Source organism: Hymenobacter artigasi, from assembly GCF_012275535.1.
Lineage (GTDB): Bacteria > Bacteroidota > Bacteroidia > Cytophagales > Hymenobacteraceae > Hymenobacter > Hymenobacter artigasi.
This window is the reverse complement of the sequence record NZ_JAAVTK010000009.1, coordinates 135,505-156,695: the sequence shown is the minus strand read 5'-3', so window position 1 is coordinate 156,695 and position 21,191 is coordinate 135,505. Positions and strand designations below refer to the sequence as shown.

At 60.3% G+C, this 21,191-nt stretch carries 18 protein-coding genes; 4 read left to right on the top strand and 14 right to left on the bottom strand.

Annotation, left to right across the window (positions count from 1 at the left end):
• Positions 1-68 precede the first annotated feature (68 nt).
• Positions 69-1,070: a bifunctional heptose 7-phosphate kinase/heptose 1-phosphate adenyltransferase gene (locus tag HBN54_RS15370; RefSeq protein WP_235955547.1), complete on the top strand. Its 1,002-nt coding sequence runs from the start codon at positions 69-71 to the stop codon at positions 1,068-1,070.
• Positions 1,071-1,681: 611 nt separating this feature from the next.
• Here the strand turns inward: HBN54_RS15370 and HBN54_RS15365 are convergent.
• From HBN54_RS15365 to HBN54_RS15350, 4 genes are read right to left on the bottom strand one after another with little or no spacing between them, the layout of a single operon-like run.
• Positions 1,682-1,891, bottom strand: coding sequence for a zinc ribbon domain-containing protein YjdM (locus HBN54_RS15365; RefSeq protein WP_035567109.1), 210 nt, complete (start codon positions 1,889-1,891; stop codon positions 1,682-1,684).
• Positions 1,892-1,907: 16 nt separating this feature from the next.
• Positions 1,908-2,102, bottom strand: a complete 195-nt coding sequence (locus tag HBN54_RS15360) for a hypothetical protein (protein WP_168674102.1) — start codon at positions 2,100-2,102, stop codon at positions 1,908-1,910.
• Positions 2,103-2,119: 17 nt separating this feature from the next.
• Positions 2,120-3,145 (bottom strand): uroporphyrinogen decarboxylase, encoded by a 1,026-nt coding sequence (hemE, locus tag HBN54_RS15355; protein ID WP_168674101.1) that lies wholly within the window; start codon positions 3,143-3,145, stop codon positions 2,120-2,122.
• A 34-nt stretch (positions 3,146-3,179) separates the two neighbouring features.
• Positions 3,180-3,800: a MarC family protein gene (locus HBN54_RS15350; protein WP_168674100.1), complete on the bottom strand. Its 621-nt coding sequence runs from the start codon at positions 3,798-3,800 to the stop codon at positions 3,180-3,182.
• Positions 3,801-4,007: 207 nt separating this feature from the next.
• On the opposite strand from HBN54_RS15350, the gene purE reads away from it, so the two are divergent.
• Both purE and HBN54_RS15340 read left to right on the top strand, forming a co-directional pair.
• Entirely contained in the window at positions 4,008-4,493 is a 486-nt protein-coding gene (gene purE / locus HBN54_RS15345; RefSeq protein ID WP_235955552.1) for a 5-(carboxyamino)imidazole ribonucleotide mutase, read from the top strand.
• Between the two features lie 175 nt (positions 4,494-4,668).
• The gene (locus HBN54_RS15340) at positions 4,669-5,787 is read left to right on the top strand and encodes an endonuclease/exonuclease/phosphatase family protein (RefSeq protein WP_168674098.1); all 1,119 of its coding nucleotides are present in this window, start codon (positions 4,669-4,671) and stop codon (positions 5,785-5,787) included.
• Positions 5,788-5,969: 182 nt separating this feature from the next.
• Here HBN54_RS15340 and HBN54_RS15335 read toward each other — a convergent pair whose 3' ends face one another.
• The 8 genes from HBN54_RS15335 to HBN54_RS15300 form a co-directional block, all read right to left on the bottom strand.
• The gene (locus tag HBN54_RS15335) at positions 5,970-6,635 is read right to left on the bottom strand and encodes a hypothetical protein (RefSeq protein ID WP_168674097.1); all 666 of its coding nucleotides are present in this window, start codon (positions 6,633-6,635) and stop codon (positions 5,970-5,972) included.
• Between the two features lie 196 nt (positions 6,636-6,831).
• Positions 6,832-8,766 (bottom strand): molecular chaperone DnaK, encoded by a 1,935-nt coding sequence (gene dnaK, locus HBN54_RS15330; RefSeq protein WP_168674096.1) that lies wholly within the window; start codon positions 8,764-8,766, stop codon positions 6,832-6,834.
• Positions 8,767-9,003: 237 nt separating this feature from the next.
• The gene (locus tag HBN54_RS15325) at positions 9,004-9,618 is read right to left on the bottom strand and encodes an immunity 53 family protein (RefSeq protein WP_168674095.1); all 615 of its coding nucleotides are present in this window, start codon (positions 9,616-9,618) and stop codon (positions 9,004-9,006) included.
• Between the two features lie 27 nt (positions 9,619-9,645).
• Positions 9,646-10,626, bottom strand: coding sequence for an alpha/beta hydrolase (locus tag HBN54_RS15320; RefSeq protein WP_168674094.1), 981 nt, complete (start codon positions 10,624-10,626; stop codon positions 9,646-9,648).
• 15 nt (positions 10,627-10,641) lie between these two features.
• Entirely contained in the window at positions 10,642-11,229 is a 588-nt protein-coding gene (locus tag HBN54_RS15315; protein ID WP_168674093.1) for a pseudouridine synthase, read from the bottom strand.
• Between the two features lie 74 nt (positions 11,230-11,303).
• Positions 11,304-12,431, bottom strand: a complete 1,128-nt coding sequence (locus HBN54_RS15310) for an MBL fold metallo-hydrolase (RefSeq protein ID WP_168674092.1) — start codon at positions 12,429-12,431, stop codon at positions 11,304-11,306.
• Between the two features lie 82 nt (positions 12,432-12,513).
• Positions 12,514-13,185 (bottom strand): NAD-dependent epimerase/dehydratase family protein, encoded by a 672-nt coding sequence (locus tag HBN54_RS15305; protein ID WP_168674091.1) that lies wholly within the window; start codon positions 13,183-13,185, stop codon positions 12,514-12,516.
• Positions 13,186-13,316: 131 nt separating this feature from the next.
• Positions 13,317-15,398 (bottom strand): VWA domain-containing protein, encoded by a 2,082-nt coding sequence (locus tag HBN54_RS15300; protein WP_235955546.1) that lies wholly within the window; start codon positions 15,396-15,398, stop codon positions 13,317-13,319.
• Between the two features lie 912 nt (positions 15,399-16,310).
• Between HBN54_RS15300 and HBN54_RS15295 the strand changes: the two genes are divergently transcribed.
• Positions 16,311-19,337 carry an InlB B-repeat-containing protein gene (locus HBN54_RS15295; RefSeq protein ID WP_168674090.1) on the top strand — a complete coding sequence of 1,009 codons (3,027 nt, stop codon included), beginning with the start codon at positions 16,311-16,313 and terminating at the stop codon, positions 19,335-19,337.
• On the opposite strand, the gene HBN54_RS15290 is transcribed toward HBN54_RS15295, so the two are convergent.
• Complete coding sequence (locus tag HBN54_RS15290) at positions 19,334-20,008, bottom strand: YiiX family permuted papain-like enzyme (protein WP_168674089.1); 675 nt, start codon at positions 20,006-20,008, stop codon at positions 19,334-19,336. The two genes, HBN54_RS15295 and HBN54_RS15290, sit on opposite strands and share 4 nt — an antisense overlap.
• Positions 20,005-21,141 carry a PD-(D/E)XK nuclease family protein gene (locus HBN54_RS15285; RefSeq protein WP_168674088.1) on the bottom strand — a complete coding sequence of 379 codons (1,137 nt, stop codon included), beginning with the start codon at positions 21,139-21,141 and terminating at the stop codon, positions 20,005-20,007. The genes HBN54_RS15290 and HBN54_RS15285 overlap by 4 nt, the downstream gene beginning before the upstream one ends.
• Positions 21,142-21,191 lie beyond the last annotated feature (50 nt).

Below are 21,191 nucleotides of genomic sequence, written 5' to 3'. Positions count from 1 at the left end.
TACTGCAAGCGGTTCTTTAGCGATAAGGTCCTTCGCTGCGCTCAGGATGACAGCTTATTTTCATTGATTTGCCTACTTCCGCAACTTCCCTCGCCGACCTTTTCCAAGACTTCAACAACCTGCGCGTCCTCATCATCGGCGACGTAATGGTGGATGCCTACGTGTGGGGCCGCGCCACGCGCCTCTCGCCCGAGGCCCCCGTGCCCGTGGTGCACGTAGCCCGCACCGAAAACCGCCTCGGCGGGGCCGCCAATGTGGCCCTGAACGTGCAGGCCCTCGGAGCCACGCCGCTGCTGTGCGCCGTGATTGGCACCGACGCGGGCGGCGACCAACTGCTGGACCTGCTACACGCCCACGACCTGCCGGCCGATGGCCTCATCCGCAGCGCGGCACGGCCTACCACGGTGAAGCAACGCATCCTGGCCCACGGCCAGCAGCTGCTGCGCATCGACTCCGAAATTGAAACCGACCTCAACGCCGAGGAATCCGCCCAACTCCTGGCCGCCTACGACGACCTGCTGGCCCGCGCCGATGTGGTAATCTTCGAGGACTACGATAAGGGCGTGCTCACCGAAGATGTTATCACCGAGTGCATTGCCCGCGCCCGGCAGCGCGGCATCCCCACGGTGGTAGACCCCAAGAAGAAGAATTTCCTGGCCTACCGCCACTGCACCCTCTTCAAACCCAACCTAAAGGAGCTGCGCGAGGGCCTGAAATTGGAGTTCGGCGAGCCCAACACCGACCGCGTCGGTTTCGAGGCCGCCGTGACCCGGCTGCGCGAGGTGCTAACGCCCGAAATCGTGCTGGTCACGCTCTCCGAATATGGTGTATTCGCCCAGCAGGAGGCCGAGAAAACCTACCTGCCGGCCCACCTGCGCACCATTTCCGACGTGTCGGGCGCGGGCGATACCGTCATCAGCATTGCGGCGCTTTGTGTGGCCTTGGGCCAGCCGGCGGCCTTTACGGCGGCGCTGGCCAACCTGGGCGGCGGGCTGGTGTGCGAGCAGGTGGGCGTAGTGCCCGTGGAGAAGCAGCGGCTGTTGGAAGAAGCGGAGGAAGCGGGGCTGTAACCCTCGTTGCTGGCGCGAGTTTAGCGCAGCGTAACTCGTGCCTCGCATACGGGGGAGGCTGTGCCTCCCGTGGAACGGTTCCGCCGGCGCGGTTCCAACTTGCCGCTGGCGCGGCAGGGGAGGCACAGCCTCCCCATCATCATTTGTCACGAGTTACGCTGCGCTAAACTCGCGCCAGTGAAGCGTAAATAGCTAACAGCACGGAGTGAAGCCCCGCACTGTTAGCTATTCAATCGCCAAATTAATGTTAGGGCAAGAAGAATTAGCACAATTGCCAAGCACCCGTAAGAGTGTGCTCTCTCGTTACGACCGATTTTAGTCAGGTATGCCTTTGCGTTAAGTTCCGTCAGGAAAAATCCGCGCCAAGCATTATCGGGTTCAGAAAGCTGCCATGTGGTTCCACAGTTCTCACACTTATAGGTCGAAACTGCGTGAAACTTGTCAATCTGGGTCTGCTCTACATAACATAAACCTTTTGCAGCTTGTGATTTCTGAGTCAACTGCAAATCAAATGCTTCAAAAGCCCAATAGCTGGGGAAGGATGAATATTCTTCTTTAAAGCAGTTGCCGCACATTATCAGTGGCTATTCAATGGCTGGCAATTAAGCACGTTAGGCCTTTTTCAGAAACTCGGTCTTCAACACCATGGTGCTGCCGCCGGCGCGGCCTTCAATCTCAGCAGCGCTGTTGGTGAGGCGGATGTTTTTGACCACTGTGCCGCGCTTGAGCGTGAGCGAGGAGCCCTTCACTTTGAGGTCTTTTATGAGGGTGACCGAGTCGCCTTCGGCGAGCAGGGTGCCGTTGCTGTCTTTTACATCCATGAGGAAAGGAGTTTTTTTAACGGATGCTGGTGCCTTGAGCCAGCATCAGGTAGAGTAGGAAAAATACCGGAGAGAGGCTGCCAATCGAAATCAGAACAACCAGAAAGGTTTCCACTTTGCTGCGCTCCGGCCGGCCCAGAAACCAGCGCCACATGAAAAATAGCAGGCCCAGTAGCAGCGCCAGCGTGAGGTAAAAGACGGGACCGAACATAGGAAATTGTTATAAAATTACCCGCGCCAGGCCTTCACCGTTTCCACGAATACGCGGACGTTGTCGGGGTTGGTGTCGGGGTAGACACCGTGGCCGAGGTTGGCGATGTGGGGCCCGCCGGCGAACTGGCGCAGCATGGCTTCGGTAGCGGCTTTCACCTGTTCGGGAGTGCCGTAGAGAGCGCAGGGGTCGAGATTGCCTTGCAGGGTTTTGCCGGCGGCTTGCAGACGCACCTGGGCGGGGTTCTGGTTCCAGTCGAGGCCTATCGTGCGGCAGGGCATGGCGGCGAACTCGGGCACGGCCCACCACGCGCCTTTGGCAAACACGGTGACGGGCACTAGCGGGGCCAGCGCCTCGCAAATCCGGGCGATGTAGCGGGCCGAAAACTCGGTGTACTGCGCGGGCGGCAGAATGCCGGCCCATGAGTCGAACACCTGCACGACCTGCGCGCCGGCCGCCACCTGAGCTTGCAGGTAGGCAATGGTGGTGAGGGTGATTTTCTCCAGTAGCCGATGCGCCAGCACTGGCTCTTTATACAAAAAGCCGCGGGCTTTGCTGAAGGTTTTGGAGCCGTGGCCCTCAATCATGTAGGCCAGAATGGTGAAGGGCGCGCCAGCAAAGCCGATGAGCGGCACGCGGCCGTTGAGGGCTTTTTTGGTGATGCGCAAGGCTTCGAGCACGTAGCCGAGGCCGTCTTCGGGGTCGGGGATGCGGAGCTTGTCGATATCCGCCGCCGACTTGATGGTGGTGGGGAACAGCGGGCCGCGGGCTTCCACCATTTCGTAGGGCAGGCCCATGGCATCGGGCACCACGAGTATGTCGGAGAAGATGATGGCGGCATCCACGTCCAGCGCGTCGATGGGCTGGATGGTGACTTCGGCGGCCAGCGCGGGCGTTTCCACCAGCTCTTTGAAGCCGGAGAGGCGGCCGCGCAGGGCGCGGTATTCGGGCAGGATGCGGCCGGCTTGGCGCATGAGCCAGACGGGGGTGCGCTCGGTGGCTTCGCCCCGGGCGGCACGTAGGAAAAGGTCGTTTTTCAGCATAAGGAAGCGTAAAGGTACGGCTTACGGCCGGTGCTTACCGCGTTAAACCAGGGAACAGCACGCCGATGGCCGAGGCCAGGAAGTTCACCCCAATGGCCAGCGTGATAAAGCCTATAATGCGCGCCATGGCCGCCATGCCGGGCTTGCCGAGCAGGCGCGTGAGCCGCAGCGAGAACAGCAGAATCAAAAATGCCGCCAGCGCCACCAGGGCAAAGCCGGCAATGGTCATGGCCTTATCCACGTAAGTAGGCCGAATCAGGCCGATGCAGATGGCCATCGAGCCCGGCCCGGAGAGCATGGGCATGGCCAGCGGCGTGAAGCTGATGTCGTCCTTCTGCTTGCTTTCTTCGAGGGCGGCGGGGCCCACGCGGTCGCGGTTGGCCCCGGGCGTAAGCAGTTCGAAGGCCGAGCGCATGAGCAGGATGCCGCCCGCGATGCGCAGATGCTGGATATTGATGCCGAAAAAATTCAGAATGTACTGCCCGCCAAAGAAGGCCACGCTCAGAATACACACCATGTATACGCAGGCGCGCAGGGCTGTGCGGGCCCGCTCGGAGGCGCGGTCGTCGGCCGTGAGGGTGAGAAAAACCGGCATCGCCCCGAAGGGGTTGACGATGGAAAACAGGGTGGTAAAGGTGGCGAGTAGAATTTCCATAGGCAACAAAGGTAGGAGAAGGGGCGGACCGGACAGAAAAGCCCTATTTTGCCGCTTCAACGGCGGCCTTCGCTACGCCCGGTGCCGGGGGAGGCCGGCTTTTCGCTCTTCTTGTTCTTTTACTGCATGATTCCTGACGCTACTGCTGCCGCTCCGAGCGGGGCCGACGACCGACCGACCACCGAAACGCCTCTGGTAGGCATTATCATGGGCTCGAAGTCGGATTTGAAGATAATGACGGCCGCCGCTGAAGTACTCCGGCAGTTTGGGGTGCTCTACGAAATTACGCTCGTCTCGCCGCATCGCACGCCGCACCGCATGGTAGAATATGCCGAAAATGCCCGCAAGCGCGGTCTGCGCGTGCTGATTGCCGGCGGGGGCGGGGCGGCGCACCTGCCGGGCATGGTGGCCGCGTTCACCACGCTGCCCGTGATTGGGGTGCCCATCAACAGCACGCTGTCCATTCAGGGGCTCGATTCGATTCTGAGCATGATTCAGATGCCGGCCGGCACGCCCGTGGCTACCGTGGGGCTCGATAATGCGACCAATGCGGCCATTCTGGCCATCCAGATGCTGGCCATCGGCAATGCCCGGCTGGCCGATGCGCTGGAAAAATACCGCACCACCCTTAAGGACCGGGTGATGCGCACGATTGAGGAGCTGCGCAAGGGCGGGTTTCAGGACGATGTGTAGGACGTGTCAATGCGCAATACAGCACGTCATGCAGCGCGCAGCGAAGCATCTTGCCCGCAATAAGTAATCAAACCATAATGATTAGGGGTGGCAGTAAAGATGCTTCGCTGCGCTCTGCATGGCGTTATCTAGATGTCAATTGCCCTTTTACAAATCCCACCCGTCACTTTTTTTAATGCCCACTTTACTTTCTGTAATGCTGACCACCGGCCATTGGGTGGTATGGATAATCGGGGGCGCGGGGCTGCTCGTGACGCTGCTGCCCGTGTTCCGCCAAACCGCGTGGTGGATTCGCATCTGCGACTTTCCACGCCTGCAAATTGTGGCCGCGCTGCTCCTGAGTCTGGGCGCGGCGCTGGCGCTGCCCACGCCGCGCAGCTTCGGCAATAGCCTGTTTGTGGTGAGCCTAGGCGTGGCGGTGATGTACCAGTTCAGCCGCATCTGGCCCTACACGCCGCTGCACCGCAAGCAGGTATCCGATGCCAGCCGCCCAGACGATGATGATGCCCACCACCTAAGCATTATTGTGGCCAATGTGCTGATGTATAACCGCGACGCCTCGCGCCTGCTGGGCCACATTACGCACCAGCGGCCTGATGTGGTACTGGCCGTGGAAACCGACGACTGGTGGCTGAGCCAGCTCAAGCGCATCGAAAAAGACTACCCCTACACCTGCCACGCCCCGCTGCCCAATACCTACGGCATGCTGGTGTTCTCGCGCCTGCCGCTGGTCGAGCCGCAGATTCGCTACATCCTCGACCCCGATATTCCGTCGTTTCACGGTTGCGTGCGGCTGCCCAGCGGCCTCACCGTCAACCTGCATTTTCTGCATCCCAAGCCGCCGGCCCCGCAGGAGTCGAAAACCAGCGCCCGCCGCGATGCCGAGCTGCTGGTGGTGGGCAAGGTTATTCAGCACCATGACGGGCCGACCATTGTGGCCGGCGACCTCAACGACGTGGCCTGGTCGCACACGTCGGAGCTGTTCCGGCGGCTCTCGCGCCTGCTCGACCCGCGCATCGGACGCGGCCTGCTGCCCACCTTCCACGCCGACTACAAGCTGCTGCGCTGGCCCCTCGACCACGTCTTTCACTCGGCCCACTTCCGCCTGCAGGAAATCAAGCGCCTCACCCACATCGGCTCCGACCATTACCCCATCTACATCCGTCTCAGCTACGAGCCCAAGGGCTGGCAGGAGCAGGAAGACGAGCTCGAAGCCGCCGATGCCGACGACCACGACGAGGCCGAGGAAAAAATTGAGGAGGGCGTGGAGGATGTTGCCGCCGGCAATGAGTAGCTGGAACAAGCATCAAGGACAGTAGTAATAGGCAACAAAAAGAACGTCATGCAAAGCGCAGCGAAGCATCTTTACCGCATAAGTAAATCAATTACTCGTGCGGTAAAGATGCTTCGCTGCGCTCTGCATGACGTGCTGTTATAGTTCGTTATCAGCAGTGCACGGTACTTGCGCGTCTCGCGTTACTTAGCCGCCGCTACTTTTTTCTTCGTCACCAACTCTACGGTTTCAAAGTCAGTGGGCAGTACCTGGCGGCCGTTGGCACCCATGTATAGGGGCCGGATGCGCATGGTGAGGCGGCGGTTGGCAGCCGTGAAATCGGTGAGGCCGGCGGCGAAGGCGGCGGGGGTGCTGCCGGCCAGCTGGGCTGCCTTCACGTTGAGGTCCACTGTAACGGGCAGGGTTTCGATGGCACTGAACTCCAGGGCAGTATTGGCACCAGTGGTGCCGGTGGTTAGCTCCTTGCCATCGAGCAGCAGCTGGTAATCGAGGCGCTTGAGCTGGATGCTGGTGGTGGTGCTGGGATTGCGGGCGTACACGCGCATTTTGAGGTGCAGGGGCAGGTTGCCTTTTTGCAGCGCGGTTTGAAGCTGGGCTTGCTGGGGCGAGGCAATGTCGGAAGCCTGGCGCACGAACAGGATATCCTGGCCGCCGAGCGTGGCTTCATCCATGAAATTGAGGCGGTACTGCATCAGGCTGTACGCCTCGTTTTCCATGGCTTCGGCCGATGCTTTTTTGCCGGTGGGCTTATCTTTTACTTGTTCGCTCACGCTGCACGAATTGGCGGCAAGCAGCAATGCGCCCAAAGCCAGAGCGCGGGCGGGAAACAGAAGAGAAGAAACTTTCATAAGAATAAATGGGATGCGAGATAGAAAGCCGCGATAAGAGCAACGACTTTAAGGCAATGCGCTGCTTACGCGAACGGTAACGCAGGGTTAAAGGTAAAACCCCAACAATAAAAAAGGCCGGAAGCTTATGCTTCCGGCCTTTTCCAATCATTCACAAAATCCGCGAAATCCGAAAAAATCGGCGCTAATCCGTGGTCTATTTGCCGTCTACTTCTTCGTAGTCGACGTCGGTGACGTGGTCGCCGGCCGGCTGGCCCTGGCCACCATCAGCCTGGCCGTCGCCGCCGGGGAAGCCCCCGCCGGGCTGGCCACCTTCGGCCCCACCAGCGGCGTACATCTCCTGCGAGGCAGCCTGCCAGGCGGTGTTGATGGCCTCCATGGCGGTGTCGATGCGGGCCAAATCTTTCGACTCGTGGGCCGATTTGAGGTCGGCCAGTGCGCCTTCGATGGCGGTTTTGTTGCCACCGCTCAGCTTCTCACCGTACTCTTTCAGCTGCTTCTCCGTCTGGAAAATCATCGAGTCGGCCGAGTTCATCTTGCTGATGCGCTCGGTTTCGGCTTTGTCCGACTCGGCGTTGGCGGCAGCTTCATCACGCATGCGCTTGATGTCGTCGTCAGTCAGACCCGAGCTGGCTTCGATGCGGATTTTCTGCTCTTTGCCGGTGCCTTTGTCCTTAGCGGTTACGTTCAGGATGCCGTTGGCGTCGATGTCGAAGATTACTTCAATCTGCGGCACGCCACGGGGCGAGGGTGGGATGCTGTCGAGGTGGAACTTGCCGATGGTGCGGTTCTGGCTGGCCAGCGGCCGCTCGCCCTGCAATACGTGGATTTCCACGGAAGGCTGGTTATCCGAGGCCGTCGAGAACGTCTCCGATTTCTTGGTCGGGATGGTCGTGTTCGACTCGATGAGCTTGGTCATTACGCCGCCCATCGTCTCGATGCCGAGCGAAAGGGGAGTCACGTCGAGCAGGAGCACGTCCTTCACTTCGCCGGTCAGTACACCGCCTTGGATAGCAGCACCGATGGCCACTACTTCGTCGGGGTTCACACCTTTCGAAGGCTTCTTGCCGAAGAACTTCTCCACTTCCTCCTGGATGCGGGGAATGCGGGTCGAACCACCCACGAGGATAACCTCGTCGATATCCGAAGTGCTCAGGCCGGCATCCGAAAGGGCTTTTTTCACCGGGGCCATCGAGCGACGCACGAGTTCGTCGGCGAGCTGCTCAAATTTGGCGCGGCTCAGCTTCACCACCAAGTGCTTGGGGCCCGAGGCCGTAGCGGTGATGTAGGGCAGGTTGATTTCGGTTTCGGTCGAGCTGGACAACTCTACTTTGGCTTTCTCAGCAGCTTCCTTGAGGCGCTGGAGGGCCATGGGGTCGTTGCGCAGGTCGAGGCCTTCGTTGTCCGACTTGAACTGGTCGGCCAGGAAATTGATGATAACCTGGTCGAAATCGTCGCCGCCGAGGTGGGTGTCACCGTTGGTGCTCAGTACTTCAAACACGCCATCGCCCAGCTCTAGGATGGAGATGTCGAACGTGCCACCGCCGAGGTCATACACGGCGATTTTCTGGTCCTTGTGCTTCTTATCGAGGCCATAGGCCAGAGCGGCGGCGGTGGGCTCGTTGATGATGCGCTTCACATCGAGGCCGGCGATGGCACCTGCCTCCTTGGTGGCCTGGCGCTGGGCGTCGTTGAAGTAAGCGGGCACCGTGATAACGGCTTCGGTTACGGGCTGGCCGAGGTAATCCTCAGCGGTTTGCTTCATTTTCTGGAGCACCATGGCCGAGATTTCCTGCGGCGTATAGTTGCGGTCGCCAATTTTCACGGCTACGGTGCTGTTGGCACCGGCTCCCAGCGCGTAGGAAACGAGCTTCTGCTCGGCGGACACCTCGCTGAAGTTGCGGCCCATGAAGCGCTTGATGCTGGAGATGGTGTTCTGGGGGTTGGTCACGGCCTGGCGCTTGGCCGGGTCGCCCACTTTGCGCTCGCCCTTGCCCCCGTCGAGGAAAGCGACGATGCTGGGGGTGGTGCGGCGGCCTTCGCTGTTGGGGATGACAACGGGTTCGTTGCCTTCCATTACGGCCACGCACGAGTTGGTGGTGCCGAGGTCAATGCCGATTATTTTGCCCATGAGGAGGGTGTGTTGGTTAAGAAGAGTGGAATATGTCAGGTTCAAAGCCGCTTTACAGCCGCTACCCAGGGATTACAAGCAACGTACCAGCGTCGTTTTGGTGACAGATTGTCACCGATTCGGGGTGGCGCTGGCGGGTTATGCGCCGCAGTGGCTGGGTTTGGTTTGGGCGGGTGTGGTTTTCCTGACAGGGGGGCGGAAGCAGCGGCTGTTGAAGTTTCAGCAGCAACTCAAGCTTCATTTCTTGGCTGGTGAAACTAAGAATGTGCGGAGCATATTGTCGTCTGCTTGGAATATATAAGGTTCTATTCGGTCACCAACCGCAAATTCAGTTTGTAGGTCGGCAAGCGAAATTTCTGATTGAGCCAACAAATCCAACTCTTTATCGGAGCGCCACATTACGGCATTTGTCGATTCTGGATTGGAAATAGAAACAATTTCAACTTTTGACTCTGAAATCATTCTTGTTTCAGCATGTAACCATATTTGCTCTTCATATCCAAGCACAGGCAAATAAACTTCAAGCGTGGAGCTTGGGTCAATATTTTCGGGAATGAATGTATCAAGAAAGTATGCGAGGATTTCGGTAAGATTTTCCGGCCCGCCCACACCTTCGAATTTCTCTTTTTCAACCTTATAACCAAACCAGTTTACTGTGCTGCGTTCGTGCAATACATAAGGGACTGCACTTGCGTCAAGGCAAGTGTCCTTTAAATCAATTGAGACCATCCACCCTGGATTATCTAGCGTCTGAACAGAGATTCCGTGCCAAACGGAAAGGCCATAGGAATGCTCCCAATCACCATTGCAGTTGATAGTGTACCAGCGCTGAATTCGTTGTAATAAGTCCATGCAGCGAATAACGACGAATATGGTGAATCAGCGGCCCAGAAACGCCTGCATCTGCTGTTCCCAATCAGCCGGATAGCGCTTCCAGTACGGCTCGTGGCCCACGCCGGGGAAATCGTGGCGGGCTTTGGGGCCGGCGAGATGGGTGAAAATGGCATCGGTTTCGGCGCGGGTTACGCGCGGGTCGGCGGTGCCCCAGAGCAGGAGGGTGGGCGTGTGGATTTGGCTGGCGTAGTGCTCGGCGTTGAGGCCGAAGGCCCAGAAACCGTTTTGCACGCCGCCCCAGAACACTAGCAAATCGGCCATCGGAAAGCCGGGGACGTGCATGGATTCGAAGCGGTTGTAGGCCGTTTGGCGCATGTTGCCGTAGGGGCATTCCAGGATGTTGGCGGTGGGGTGGATGCCCAGCTCGGCCTCGGCACGGAGGATGGCGACGGCGCCCATGCTCACGCCGTAGAGGATGACGGGTTGGTGCTTGGTGCTCAGTGCCTGGTGCTTGGTTGAATCGGTCAGCCAATGGAATGCTGCTACTACATCGTCGGCCTCGCGGTAGCCTACGGTGGTGCGGAAGCCGGCCGAATTACCGTTACCGGCTTGGTCAACGAGCAGCACGTTGTAGCCGAGGTAGCGGAAGTAGCCGGCCTCGTGGGTGAGGTGCGACTTGCTGCTGGTGTAGCCGTGGAACAGGGCCACCGTGCCGCGTGCCCGGCCGCTATCGGGCCGGGCCAGCCAGGCTTCGAGGGGGCCGTTGGGGCTGGCGATGGTTACGGTTTCGACCGGGAAGCTGGGTTTGGGGCCGTTGTGGGGCTTGGGGTTGCGGATGCCGGTGAGCAGCAGCCACACCTTCCGGCCGGGGCTGAGCTGCTCGGGGTTGGGCGAGTGCAGGCCGGGCTCGTTGGAGAAGTGCGTGAAACGCCAGGCGTGGAAGAAGGCCACGGCATTCATGGCTCCAAAAGCGGCGAAGAGGAACAGGAGCAGCCAGCGGCGGCGGGATGGTTGACGTTGGCTCATAAGCGGAAAAATCGCCTAGTAACGACGCGGCGCACCCGATATTTTACGCAGCTCGGCTACTTCCGCCGCCGTTAGCTCACGCCACTGGCCGGGTTGCAGCCCACCCAAGCCCAGCGGGCCGATGGCGGCCCGTACCAGCCGTAAACACGGCAGGCCCACGGCGGCGCACATCTTGCGCACCTGCCGGTTCATGCCCTGCGAAATGCGGATTTCCAGCCAGCTGGTGGGAATGCTGGCCCGGTAGCGAATAGGAGGGTTGCGGGCCCACAGGCCGGCCGGCTCGGGCATTTCGGCCGCCTCGCCGGGGGCGGTCAGGCCTTCTTTTATCGGCACGCCGCGCCGTAGCTGCTGTAAGGCTTCATCTGCAACGGTGCCTTCGACCTGCGCCCAGTAGGTTTTCGGGACTTTGAATTTGGGGTCGCTGAGGCGGTGCTGGAGCTGCTTGTCGTCGGTGAGCAGGAGCAGGCCCTCGCTGTCGAAATCGAGCCGGCCCACGGGGTACACGTCGGGCACGGGCACGAAATCCTTGAGCGTGGCGCGGCCGTGCTCGTCGGTAAACTGGGTAAGGACTTCGTAGGGCTTGTTGAGGAGGATATAACGCATTTGTGAGGTAAGTTTTAGCTTGCCGTTTGTAGGAAAACGGGGTTTGAGCCGACGGCAAGCTAAAGCTTACCGCACTACTCCCACCACCGCGTCTGCGGCAGTGCAGCCCCCAAAGTTACCGGCTCGCCCAGGTGCGGGGTGGTCATTACCTGGCCCAGGCGCGTGGCCTCGGCGGTGGCGCGGGTTACGGGCTCGTTCCAGGCGTGGAGCGATTCGGTGAATGCGCCCCAGTGCACTGGCAGCATCACGGCGGCGCGCACGTCGCGGGCGGCCTGCACGCTCTGCTCGGGCACCATGTGGATGTCGGCCCAGCTTTCGTTGTACTGTCCGCATTCTACCAGGGCCAAATCGAAGGGGCCGTACTGCCGACCGATGGCGGCAAAGTGCGGCCCGTAGCCGCCATCGCCGGTGTAGAAAACCCGTTTGGCAGGCGTTTGCACCACCCACGAGCACCAGAGCGTGGAATTGCGATTGGTGAGGCCCCGGCCCGAAAAGTGCCGGCTGGGCGTGCAGCGCAGCGTGAGGCCGGGCAGCCGCACGCTGTCGCCCCAATTCATTTCGGTGATGTGCGCCGGGGCTACGCCCCACGCCCGCAGGTGCGGCCCAATGCCGAGCGGCACGTAGAACCGGCCCACCTTGTCCTTGATTTTGCGAATGGTTTCGTAATCGAGGTGGTCGTAGTGGTCGTGCGAAATCAGGACGGCGGCGATGTAGGGCAGCTTCTCGGGCGTAATGGCCAGCGCGGGGTTGTAGCGCTTGGGCGTGGCCCAGCTCACGGGGCCCATTTTCACGCCGAGCATGGGGTCGAGTAGAATGTTCTGGCCCGCTATTTCGAGCAGGCTGGCCGAGTGGCCGAACCACGTCACGCGCACCATGTCCGGCGTTTTTTGGGTGATGGCCAGCGAATCGAGGGGCTGCTGGGGCAGGGGGCCGGGTGGGGCGGCCTGGGGCGACTTGTGAAACAGGAATTTCCACATCACCGCTGGTAGGCTGCTGCCCGTCATTTGCCGGGTCGGAATCAGGTTAACGAATTGGCCCTCCTGCGCATTGTAGTGGCCCGATTTGGCGTAAATGGCCCGGTCAGCTTTGGTAGGCGTGCCGCCCAGCTGCGGGCTGAGGCCCGTGAACGCTACCACTGCCACGAGCAAGGTGCCGAGAATGCCGCCGGTTGTCACAAGGAATTTCTTTAAGGGTTTGGGCATCGGGAAAGCTAAAAGTTAGGAATTAAGCGTGAAAAATTGGGGGAAGCCGCGCCATCCGGTTTCGACCCTTCACTTTCAATCCCTAATGCTTAACTGATTTGGCCCGGGCCAGCGCCACAATGTCGCGCACTTCGAGCACCGGTTTGGAGTAGCCAAAGTCGGCCGCGTTTATCATGGCCCGGCCCACTTCCTGCATAGAGCTCACGAAGTTCGGGGCCAGCTTGCGGGCCACGGGATAGAGCCAAGCAATGGCCCCGTACCATTTCAGAATGTTGCGCTGGCCGGTAGTGGCATTCATGAAGCCCGGCCGGAACATATACGCGGCGCCGAAGGGCAGGGCCAGCAGCTCGGTTTCGGTGCGGCCCTTCACGCGGGCCCAGTGCTGGCGGCTCTGCGCCGAAGTGCCCGAGCCGGACACGTAGATGAACGTCAGCTCCGGGTTCAGGCGGGCCAGGGTTTTGCCCACGGCCAGCGTCATGTCGTGGGTAATGCGCTCGTATTCCTCCTTCGAGAGGCCCACCGCCGACACGCCCGCGCAGAAAAAGCAGGCGTTGTAGCCCGCCAGCTGGCTTTCCACGGCGCTGAGGTTGGCCAGGTCGGGCACCAGCAGCTCGGTCATTTTGGGGTGGGTGCGGCCGGTGGGCTTGCGCGTGAGCACCAGTACGTGCGCCACGGCGGGGTTCTGCAGGCATTCGAGCAGAACGCCCTCGCCCACCATGCCGGTGGCCCCGGTGAGAATAACTCGTAGGTTCATGTTGGTTCGGTGATGTAGGAGGGAGGACGTAGCGGCCGCTGCTTTGCTTTACTGAATGTGCGGTGAGCTTTCGCTTGCCGTCCGTTTCATGCACTCAAACTCGCCACGGCAAGCTAAAGCTTACCGCACAGTTACACGCTCCCCGAATACTTCCGCACGGCCCATTCTACCGTCAGAAAGCCCAGAATCACGAAGAAAATCCACTTCAGATTGATTAAATCCTTCAAATCTTCCTCGGCCGTAATCACCGGCTTGTAGTTGGCCTTGATGATGTCCTGGGCCAGCTTGTCCATTTGCGCCGGGTAGTACAGCTGGGCGCCGCTGCGGCGTGCGAGCTGCGCCAGCAGGTTGTGGTCGGCTTTCGACTCCAGGGCCTCCAGCGGCTGCGCCTGCACCAGCAACTCGCCGGCATCCTGCTGGGGCTGGCCGCCCAGCGTGGCGCGGGCCTGAATGCGGTAGCGGCCGGCGGGCAGCGGCCCCAGGTGCAGGGGCGAGCCGTCTTCCGGGTTGGCGAAGGAGAAGCGGCGGGCCTGCTGCTGGTCGTCGGTCAAAACCAGGTCGATTTGCTGGTTGTAGAGGCGCTCGAAGACGGCGTTGTACGTTTCGGCCCCAAGGGTCACATCGTCCTGGGTGCCGAATACGTCCTGCGTGGGGTACACGTCGAGGCGCTTCTTATTGGCATTCTGGGTGAGGAGCTGCAGCGTGCGGATGATGAGGCGGTCGTAGGCCTCGGGCTTGTTGTCGTGCTCCACGGCTTCCTGCAAGCGCCATTGCCAGCTGCCATCGGTGAGCAGCGTGGCCTGGCGGCGGTCCGTTGGGCCCCCAAAAACCAGCAGGGGCTTTTGAGTGGGCACACGGCCCACGCGCTGCCAGAGCGCGGCTTCGGCCCCGGCCCCGAGGCGGTAGTCGCCAAACGGCACCGGTGCAGGCGGGTACTGCGCAAAGCGGCGGGCCGATTCCTCGTCCGTCGCAAACCGGGCGAAGCCGGGATTGGGCACGGGCGTCACCTCATCGGTTTGCGCCCCGCGCGGCTGAATGGTGAGGCCCGCGCCCAGCTGGTTGTAGGCCGGCAGGTCCGACTGTGCGCCCAAAATGTAGAGCGCGGGCGTTTTGCGGGCCTTCACCTGGGCCAGAATCTCGTTGCCCAGCCCGCCCTGGGCCGGCAGCTGGTGCAGAATGGCCACGTCGAAATCGGCATCGGCTTTCAGCGGCTGCACGCCGGGCAGGGCCAGGGTGAGGTCGAAGTTGTCGTTGGCCAGAATGGCGGCGCGCAGGGCTTTCAGGTCGGGGTGCGGGGCCGCGCCGGCCAGCAGCACGCGCAGCTTACCCTTCACGATTTCGATGAAGGCCGTGCGCTGGTTGTTCAGCTCGGTAAACTCGCCGGGCTGGGGCACAATGCGTACCTCGTAGCGGCGCTTGCCGGGCGCGGGCGCCGTGAGCTGGAAGGTGGTGTGCGCCCGCCGCCGGCCGGCGGGCAGGGCCACGCGGCGGCTATCGAGCACGCGGCGGCCCTCGCGCAGCTCCACCGTAGCCGCGCCGCCGGCGTAGCCTTCGAAACCCAATTCGGCCTCAATGGGGAACTTATTGCCGCTGAAAGCCACCCGGTTGTAGGTGAGGCCGGTCAGGCGCAGGTCGCGCTTGGGCACGGTGTCGCCCACGGCCACGGTGTAAATCGGGAAGTTGAATTCCGAATAAGCGGGGCTGCGGCCCTGGTTCACGAGGCCATCGCTCAGGAGCACTACGCCGGCCAGGTTGCGGCCGTCGTAGGCCTCTCGGGTGCTGCTGAGCAGCTGGTCGAGGTCGGAAGTGGCGGCGGAAAAGCGTAAAGAATCGAGCCGGTCCGGGCGGCCGGGCGCAGGCGTCAGCGTTCGGGTTTCGATGGTGAAGCCTTTGCCTCTTAGGGTTTCGGCCAGCCGGGCGAGGCCGGTGGTGGCCTGGCCCAGCACGTTTTTGGGCGTGAACAGCTCCACCGACTGCGAGTTGTCGATGGCCAGCACCAGCGTGGGCGCTTCGGTGCGCGTGGTGGTAGTTTTGATGAACGGGGCCAGCAGCAGGTAGCACAAAAAGCTCACCACGGCGAAGCGCAGGGCGGCCAGCGCATAATTGCGCTGCTTGCTCCACGGGGCTTTGGCCGAGTACTGCAGGGCCGCGTAGCCCGCGCCCACGGCCAGGCAGAGCAGGATAAACCAGGAAGAATAGGAAGTAGTCAGCAAACGAAAGTCGGATTGAATCAGGGCTAAAGGTCGGCCCGCGCCGCCAAAGTTTCGGCCAGTACCCAGCGCAGCGGAAGCCGCCGGGGGAGGAGGGGCGCAAAATGAGAAAGCTTACCCAACGAAATTACGGGTTTCGGCCCGCTGCGCGGTAAGTGTCGCTTACAAGCATGAATAAAATCGAATAATAAAACATTAATCTATATATATCGTAATTAGCCATTGCTTATGAAAAGCTAATTATTGGACTAATACAATCACCTTGACTATTGCGTGTTATTCGGTTTGCCTGTTGGAAGCAGTCTGGTAAGCACCGCAGTGCGTTCGAGGGTGAAGGCGATTAATAGCTGCTGTTACGCAGTAGCGTTTGGGGCTGCTGTTTTGGGTGCTGCTCAACTGCTAGTTTAACGCTTGCGTGCCGTTTTTTAGGACGAGCAACAACCAGCAGCTAACTGCAACCCCTGGCACAAAAGTTACCGGCGTGACGAGAGTGAATAATGTGATTCCCATTTCGATTGGGAAGGAAAATTGAAGTCTGCATAGATTCAATTTGCTAGTACGCACTGCAACCACCGGCAAAGCACCGGACCAGACTGGCCCGGTGCTTTGCCGGGCAGTCTGACGAATCAACTGTCAAATACTTCTCGGCTGCCCATGGGCGCAGTGGCAGGCGGGCCGTGTGCGGCTACTACAACCCCGCATTTTTCCTGCCGTGGCGATTTGGCCTGATTGCCAGTGCCCGGCTGGCATGGGTATGCTCCTGCGCATCGGGCAGCCGGGTGGGCCACTTGAAGGGTGTCGGGGAATAGCTCGACCGGTCGTGCTCCGGCACGCGTCTGCCAGGCGAAGCAGGATATTTTATTGCTTGCTGAATAGGTGCTTAACTGACTTTTTTACCTGTAACATGTTTTTGCTATGGTAGTCAATTTTCTCTCCCTGCGTTTCAGCAGCCGTTATCTGCTGAAACTATTGCTGGTTGTGGGCCTGCTAATGCCCGCCGCGCCAGCATTGGCCCAAACCCGCATTTTGTTTGTGGGCAACAGCTTTACGCACGGTTACATTGCCCCGGTGCTTAAATACAACGCCGCCGCCCTGACGGACGAAAACTACGGGCTGCCCACCAATTCTCCCCGGCACGAAAGCGACGACTCGGGACCCTGGGGCGGGGTGCCGGGCATTTTCAAGAAGTTCGCCGACGAGGCCGGGCTGGCCTACGAAGTGCACATCGAGGCCATTAACGGGGTAGACCTGACCTACCACTACACCAATGCCCTCACGGTTATCCGGCAGGCCCAATGGGACAAAGTGGTGCTGCAGGAATTAAGTACGGGACCGTTGCCGGCGAACAAAGGCGGCAATCAGGCCGATTTTTCCAATTATTCCACGCAGCTCGAGCAGGCGATTCATTCGGTGAACGCCGCCGCAAAAATCTACCTGTACGAAACCTGGGCGCGCGCCGACCTGACGTATCCGGCCGGCCAGCCGTATTCGGGCCAGCCCATTACGGCCATGGGAACCGACCTGCACAATGCCTATTACCAGGTATTTGCGCAGAATGGGCGTTTCGAAGCGGTGGCTCCCGTGGGTGATGCCTGGCAGTTGGCCATGCAAACGGGCGTGGCCATGTCCAATCCCTACACGCCCACGGCCGGGCAGCTCGACTTGTGGTCCAGCTACTTCCACGCCAGCAAATGGGGCTCATACCTGAGCGCCTGTGTGTTGCTTCAACAAATTACGGGGGTTGACCCACGCTCTCTGGGGGCCGGGGAACTCGCCGCCGCCGACCTGGGCATTGCGCCGGCCGATGCCGTGGCCTTGCAGCAGGTGGCCTATAACCAGGTGAGCGGCAGCACTAATCCGACCACGTACTCGCTCACGGTTGCTGCCACCGGCAGCGGCACGGTGAGTAAGAGCCCGAACCAGGCGGCATATGCCAGCGGCAGCAGTGTGACGGTAACGGCCACCCCAGCGGCCGGTTTTCAGTTCAGCGGCTGGAGTGGCGACGCCTCTGGCACCACCAACCCCCTGACGGTGACGATGACGGCCAACAAGAACATAACCGCCACTTTCACCACTGCCCCGGCTGCCGGCTACACGCTGACCACCAACACTACCGGCAGCGGCACGGTAGTGAAAAACCCGAATCAGGCCACTTATCCCAGTGGCAGTACGGTGAGCCTGACGGCCACGCCCGCCGCCGGCTTCACCTTCGCCGGCTGGAGCGGCGATGCCACGGGCAGCACCAATCCGCTCACGGTGACCATGACGGCTAACAAAAGCATCACGGCCACTTTCACCGCCGCACCGGCCGGGCAAAGCGTGACGAGCTACACCCTGGTGAATGCCGACACGGGGGGCGACATTCAGGCCCTGGCCCCCGGAACCACCCTCAACCTGGCCACCTTGCCTACTACTCGCCTGAACATTCGGGCCAATACCAACCCGGCCACGGTGGGCAGTGTCGTTCTCGTCCTCGGCGGGGCCACTGCCCGGAGCCAGACCGAGTCGGTAGCGCCCTACGTGCTGTTTGGTGACAACGGCGCTGGCGTTTATAATTCCTGGACGCCGGGAGTCGGCAACTATACCCTCACGGCTACGCCTTACACCGCTGGCGGTGGCGGTGGCACGGCTGGCACGCCCCTCAGCATCAGCTTCAGCGTCACAAACCAGACGGCCGCTGCCAGCTACTCCCTCACCATCGGCACGGTGGGCAGTGGCACGGTAGCGAAAAACCCGAATCAGGCCACCTACCCCAGCGGCAGCACGGTGAGCCTGACGGCCACGCCCGCCGCCGGCTACCAATTCAGCGGCTGGAGTGGCGATGCCTCGGGCACAGCCAATCCCTTATCGGTGCCAATGACCGGGAATAAAAACATCACGGCCACCTTTACCGCCACCCCAGCCACGACCTACACGCTGACGGTGACCACGGTGGGCAGTGGCACGGTAACAAAAACCCCGAATCAGGCCACTTACCCCAGCGGTAGCACGGTGAGCCTGACGGCCACAGCCGGGGCGGGCTTCACCTTCGCCGGCTGGAGTGGCGACGCCACGGGCAACACTAATCCGCTCACGGTGACCATGACGGCCAATAGGGCCATTACCGCCACCTTCACGGCTGTTAGCGGCACGGGATTAGCGTTTTACCGGGCCTTAAATATCAACGGCAATGCGCTGGTGCTCGACGGCCAGAATTGGGAAGCCGCCACGGGGGCGGCCAACTTCACCGTCACGGGCACTCGGTTTGCGAATCAAAATATCCCCCTTAATCCGGCTACCGATGCCCCACGGGCCAGCATGATTCGCTCGTCGGTGTACGGCCCCAGCCTCGATGCGACGCTGCGCAATGTGCCGGCGGGCACCTACGCCGTGTATGCCTACGTGTGGGAAGACAACAACCCAGAAATATTCGATGTGCGCGTGCAGGGCCAGCTGGTGCTGTCCAAATACAACAGCGGGCCGGCCGGGAGCTGGAGCCGGCTGGGGCCTTACACCACCACCGTTGCCAGCAATGGCACGTTGGTGGTGAGTACCGCCGGGGGCTATGCCAACCTATCGGGAATTGAAGTGTGGCGTCAGAATACCGCCGGCGCGGCCAGAATCACCCTGGCCACTGATTTCAGCAGCATGGCACAGCCAGACCCGGCAACCGGCAGCAGCCAGGCCGAAAGCCGGTTGAGCGGCCCCGCAGGCATTGCCACGCCTCAGGTATACCCCAACCCCAGCAGCGATGGCCGGTTGTGGGTGCTGCTGCCCGATGATTTTCAGGGTCCGGTGGTGTATTCGCTGGTGTCGGGGGTAGGCGCTACGCTGGCGAGCGGCCAGCTGGCCGGGCCTGCCCAGCAGCTCGATTTCTCCCGCCAGCTAACCGCTTCCGGCCTGTATTACCTGCTGCTAAAGGGCCAGAATCAGCGCGCCCAAATCAAGCTGGTGCGGCCTTAGCGAGTGAGTACCGTCACCAACTCGGGACTATTGAAAATGCTGACCGGCGAAATCACCTTTTCGTTCAGCGGCAAGCTGTTGCCGTAGCGCTCGCGCAGCTTGGCCTGCACGGCAGGGTGGCTCAGGTCGAAGTCGCGCAGATGCTGGAGCTGCCCCAGTCGCCGGCCGAGGCTGCGCTCATACACCTTCCAGATGAGCTCGGAGCAGTAAATCCGGTCGTCGGACCAGCCGAAATACAGGTCGTAATTATGCCCCAGCATGGGCTTCCCTGCCTCCTTCAGGCGGGCCAGCGCGGCGGGTGTGAGCACGGTGGCCGCATTGCGCAGCCGCTTGGTTACGAAGTGGCCGCCCTGGCCCCGCGCCACCCAATCGGCCAGCGGCGTGCGCTTCACCGGCTGCACGGCTTCGAACACCTGCCAGTTTGCGCCATCTTTATACACGATGCCACAGTGGCTCCAGGCCGAGTGCGTGGCCAGCTGAATGGCCCGGCTCTGAGCCGAGAGGGAGGTATGGAAAATCAGGTCGCCGTCGCGGAGCTGGGGCGCGATTTGGGCGGTGGCGGCTTCAGCGGCGCGGTGGCTCTGGTAGCGGAGCAGGCGGCGGTGCAGGCGCGGGTAGGCGGCGATGGCTACGGTGGCCGGAAGCAGAAAGGGGAGGAGCCAGCGGGTCATGTTTCGGGCTGGTTTAACCATAATTTCTCAAGGGGCTGCCAGTCGTCCTTTAAGCTAGTAATAATTATTTCATGCAACGGTTTTGAGCTGCTTGATTGCAACGGGTAAGTTTTAGTTAAGACGTGGTGCGGATTATTGTCATCCACTTCAAAATGCCGGTATTGGGAATGCTCCTCCGTCAGCAGAGTAGCCTGGGTTTTTTGGGCTTCTTCTGCTGGCACCGATGCGCCTACTAGTTGGATTCTGTAAGTAGGAGTTTTCGTGCCTTCGTGAAATAATTCGTAATATGAGAGGACATACTTAAAGCGGTTACTGCCTCGTCGGTAAATAACAAGCCAGCCTTGATTGCTTTCAGACTTACTGCCTGCCATATCATAGCCGGGTAACGATTGCCTCAACGCTTCAGGAAACTGCAAGAAAGCATCTCTTCTGATTTGCTCGGCCTGAAATATTGCGGCTCGGTTCTGCTGGAAGAATTGTAATTGCTGGAAATTCTCAGTTGCACTCATGTGGCGGATGTTTTCTATTAATTCCAATAACAATGTGACATAGCGAGACTCCGCACGATATATGTAGGCACCAAGCCGCTTTTCTATTGCCTGCGCCCACTCAAGATGGGTTACTGCTATCCAATCCTTCTGCCACGGTTCAGGAATGTCTTCTCGCTTTAGGCCTAATACAATCCCAATTCTTGTGCAAGATGGATTTTGCTTCCCCGCAAATTGCCAGTATTCGCCCAAATCATTTGCTAGCCAATGGTACACTTTATTTTCAATGAGCACCAATGTACTTGCGCTCTGCCATTCGTCTTCGTCCGAACCATTATGCAGCAAAATATCCAGCCGCTTATCGTTGTCGGTGCGAAGCTCCCGTCTAGCATGGGTGCGCCGAAACTCATTTTCTGGCCACGGCACAATATTGCTTTGCCCTTGAATTACATCACCAAGCGCGTCCATGCATAAGCTGCCTAAGTCATGCGGACTTTCTGTGCTAAAAAAGAACTGATATACATTGCTCATTACGTTCTCGTAATGCGGAAAGCCCGCAATAGAGAAGAATGTTGGTCGTCGCTCTTGTATTTGCGGCCAATGCGCGTTTTGCAAAAATGCAGCGAGTTCAGGTAGAGACAGCATAAGTCAACGGTGTATTAAAAAGCGGCGGGCAACCATATGATGCCCGCCAT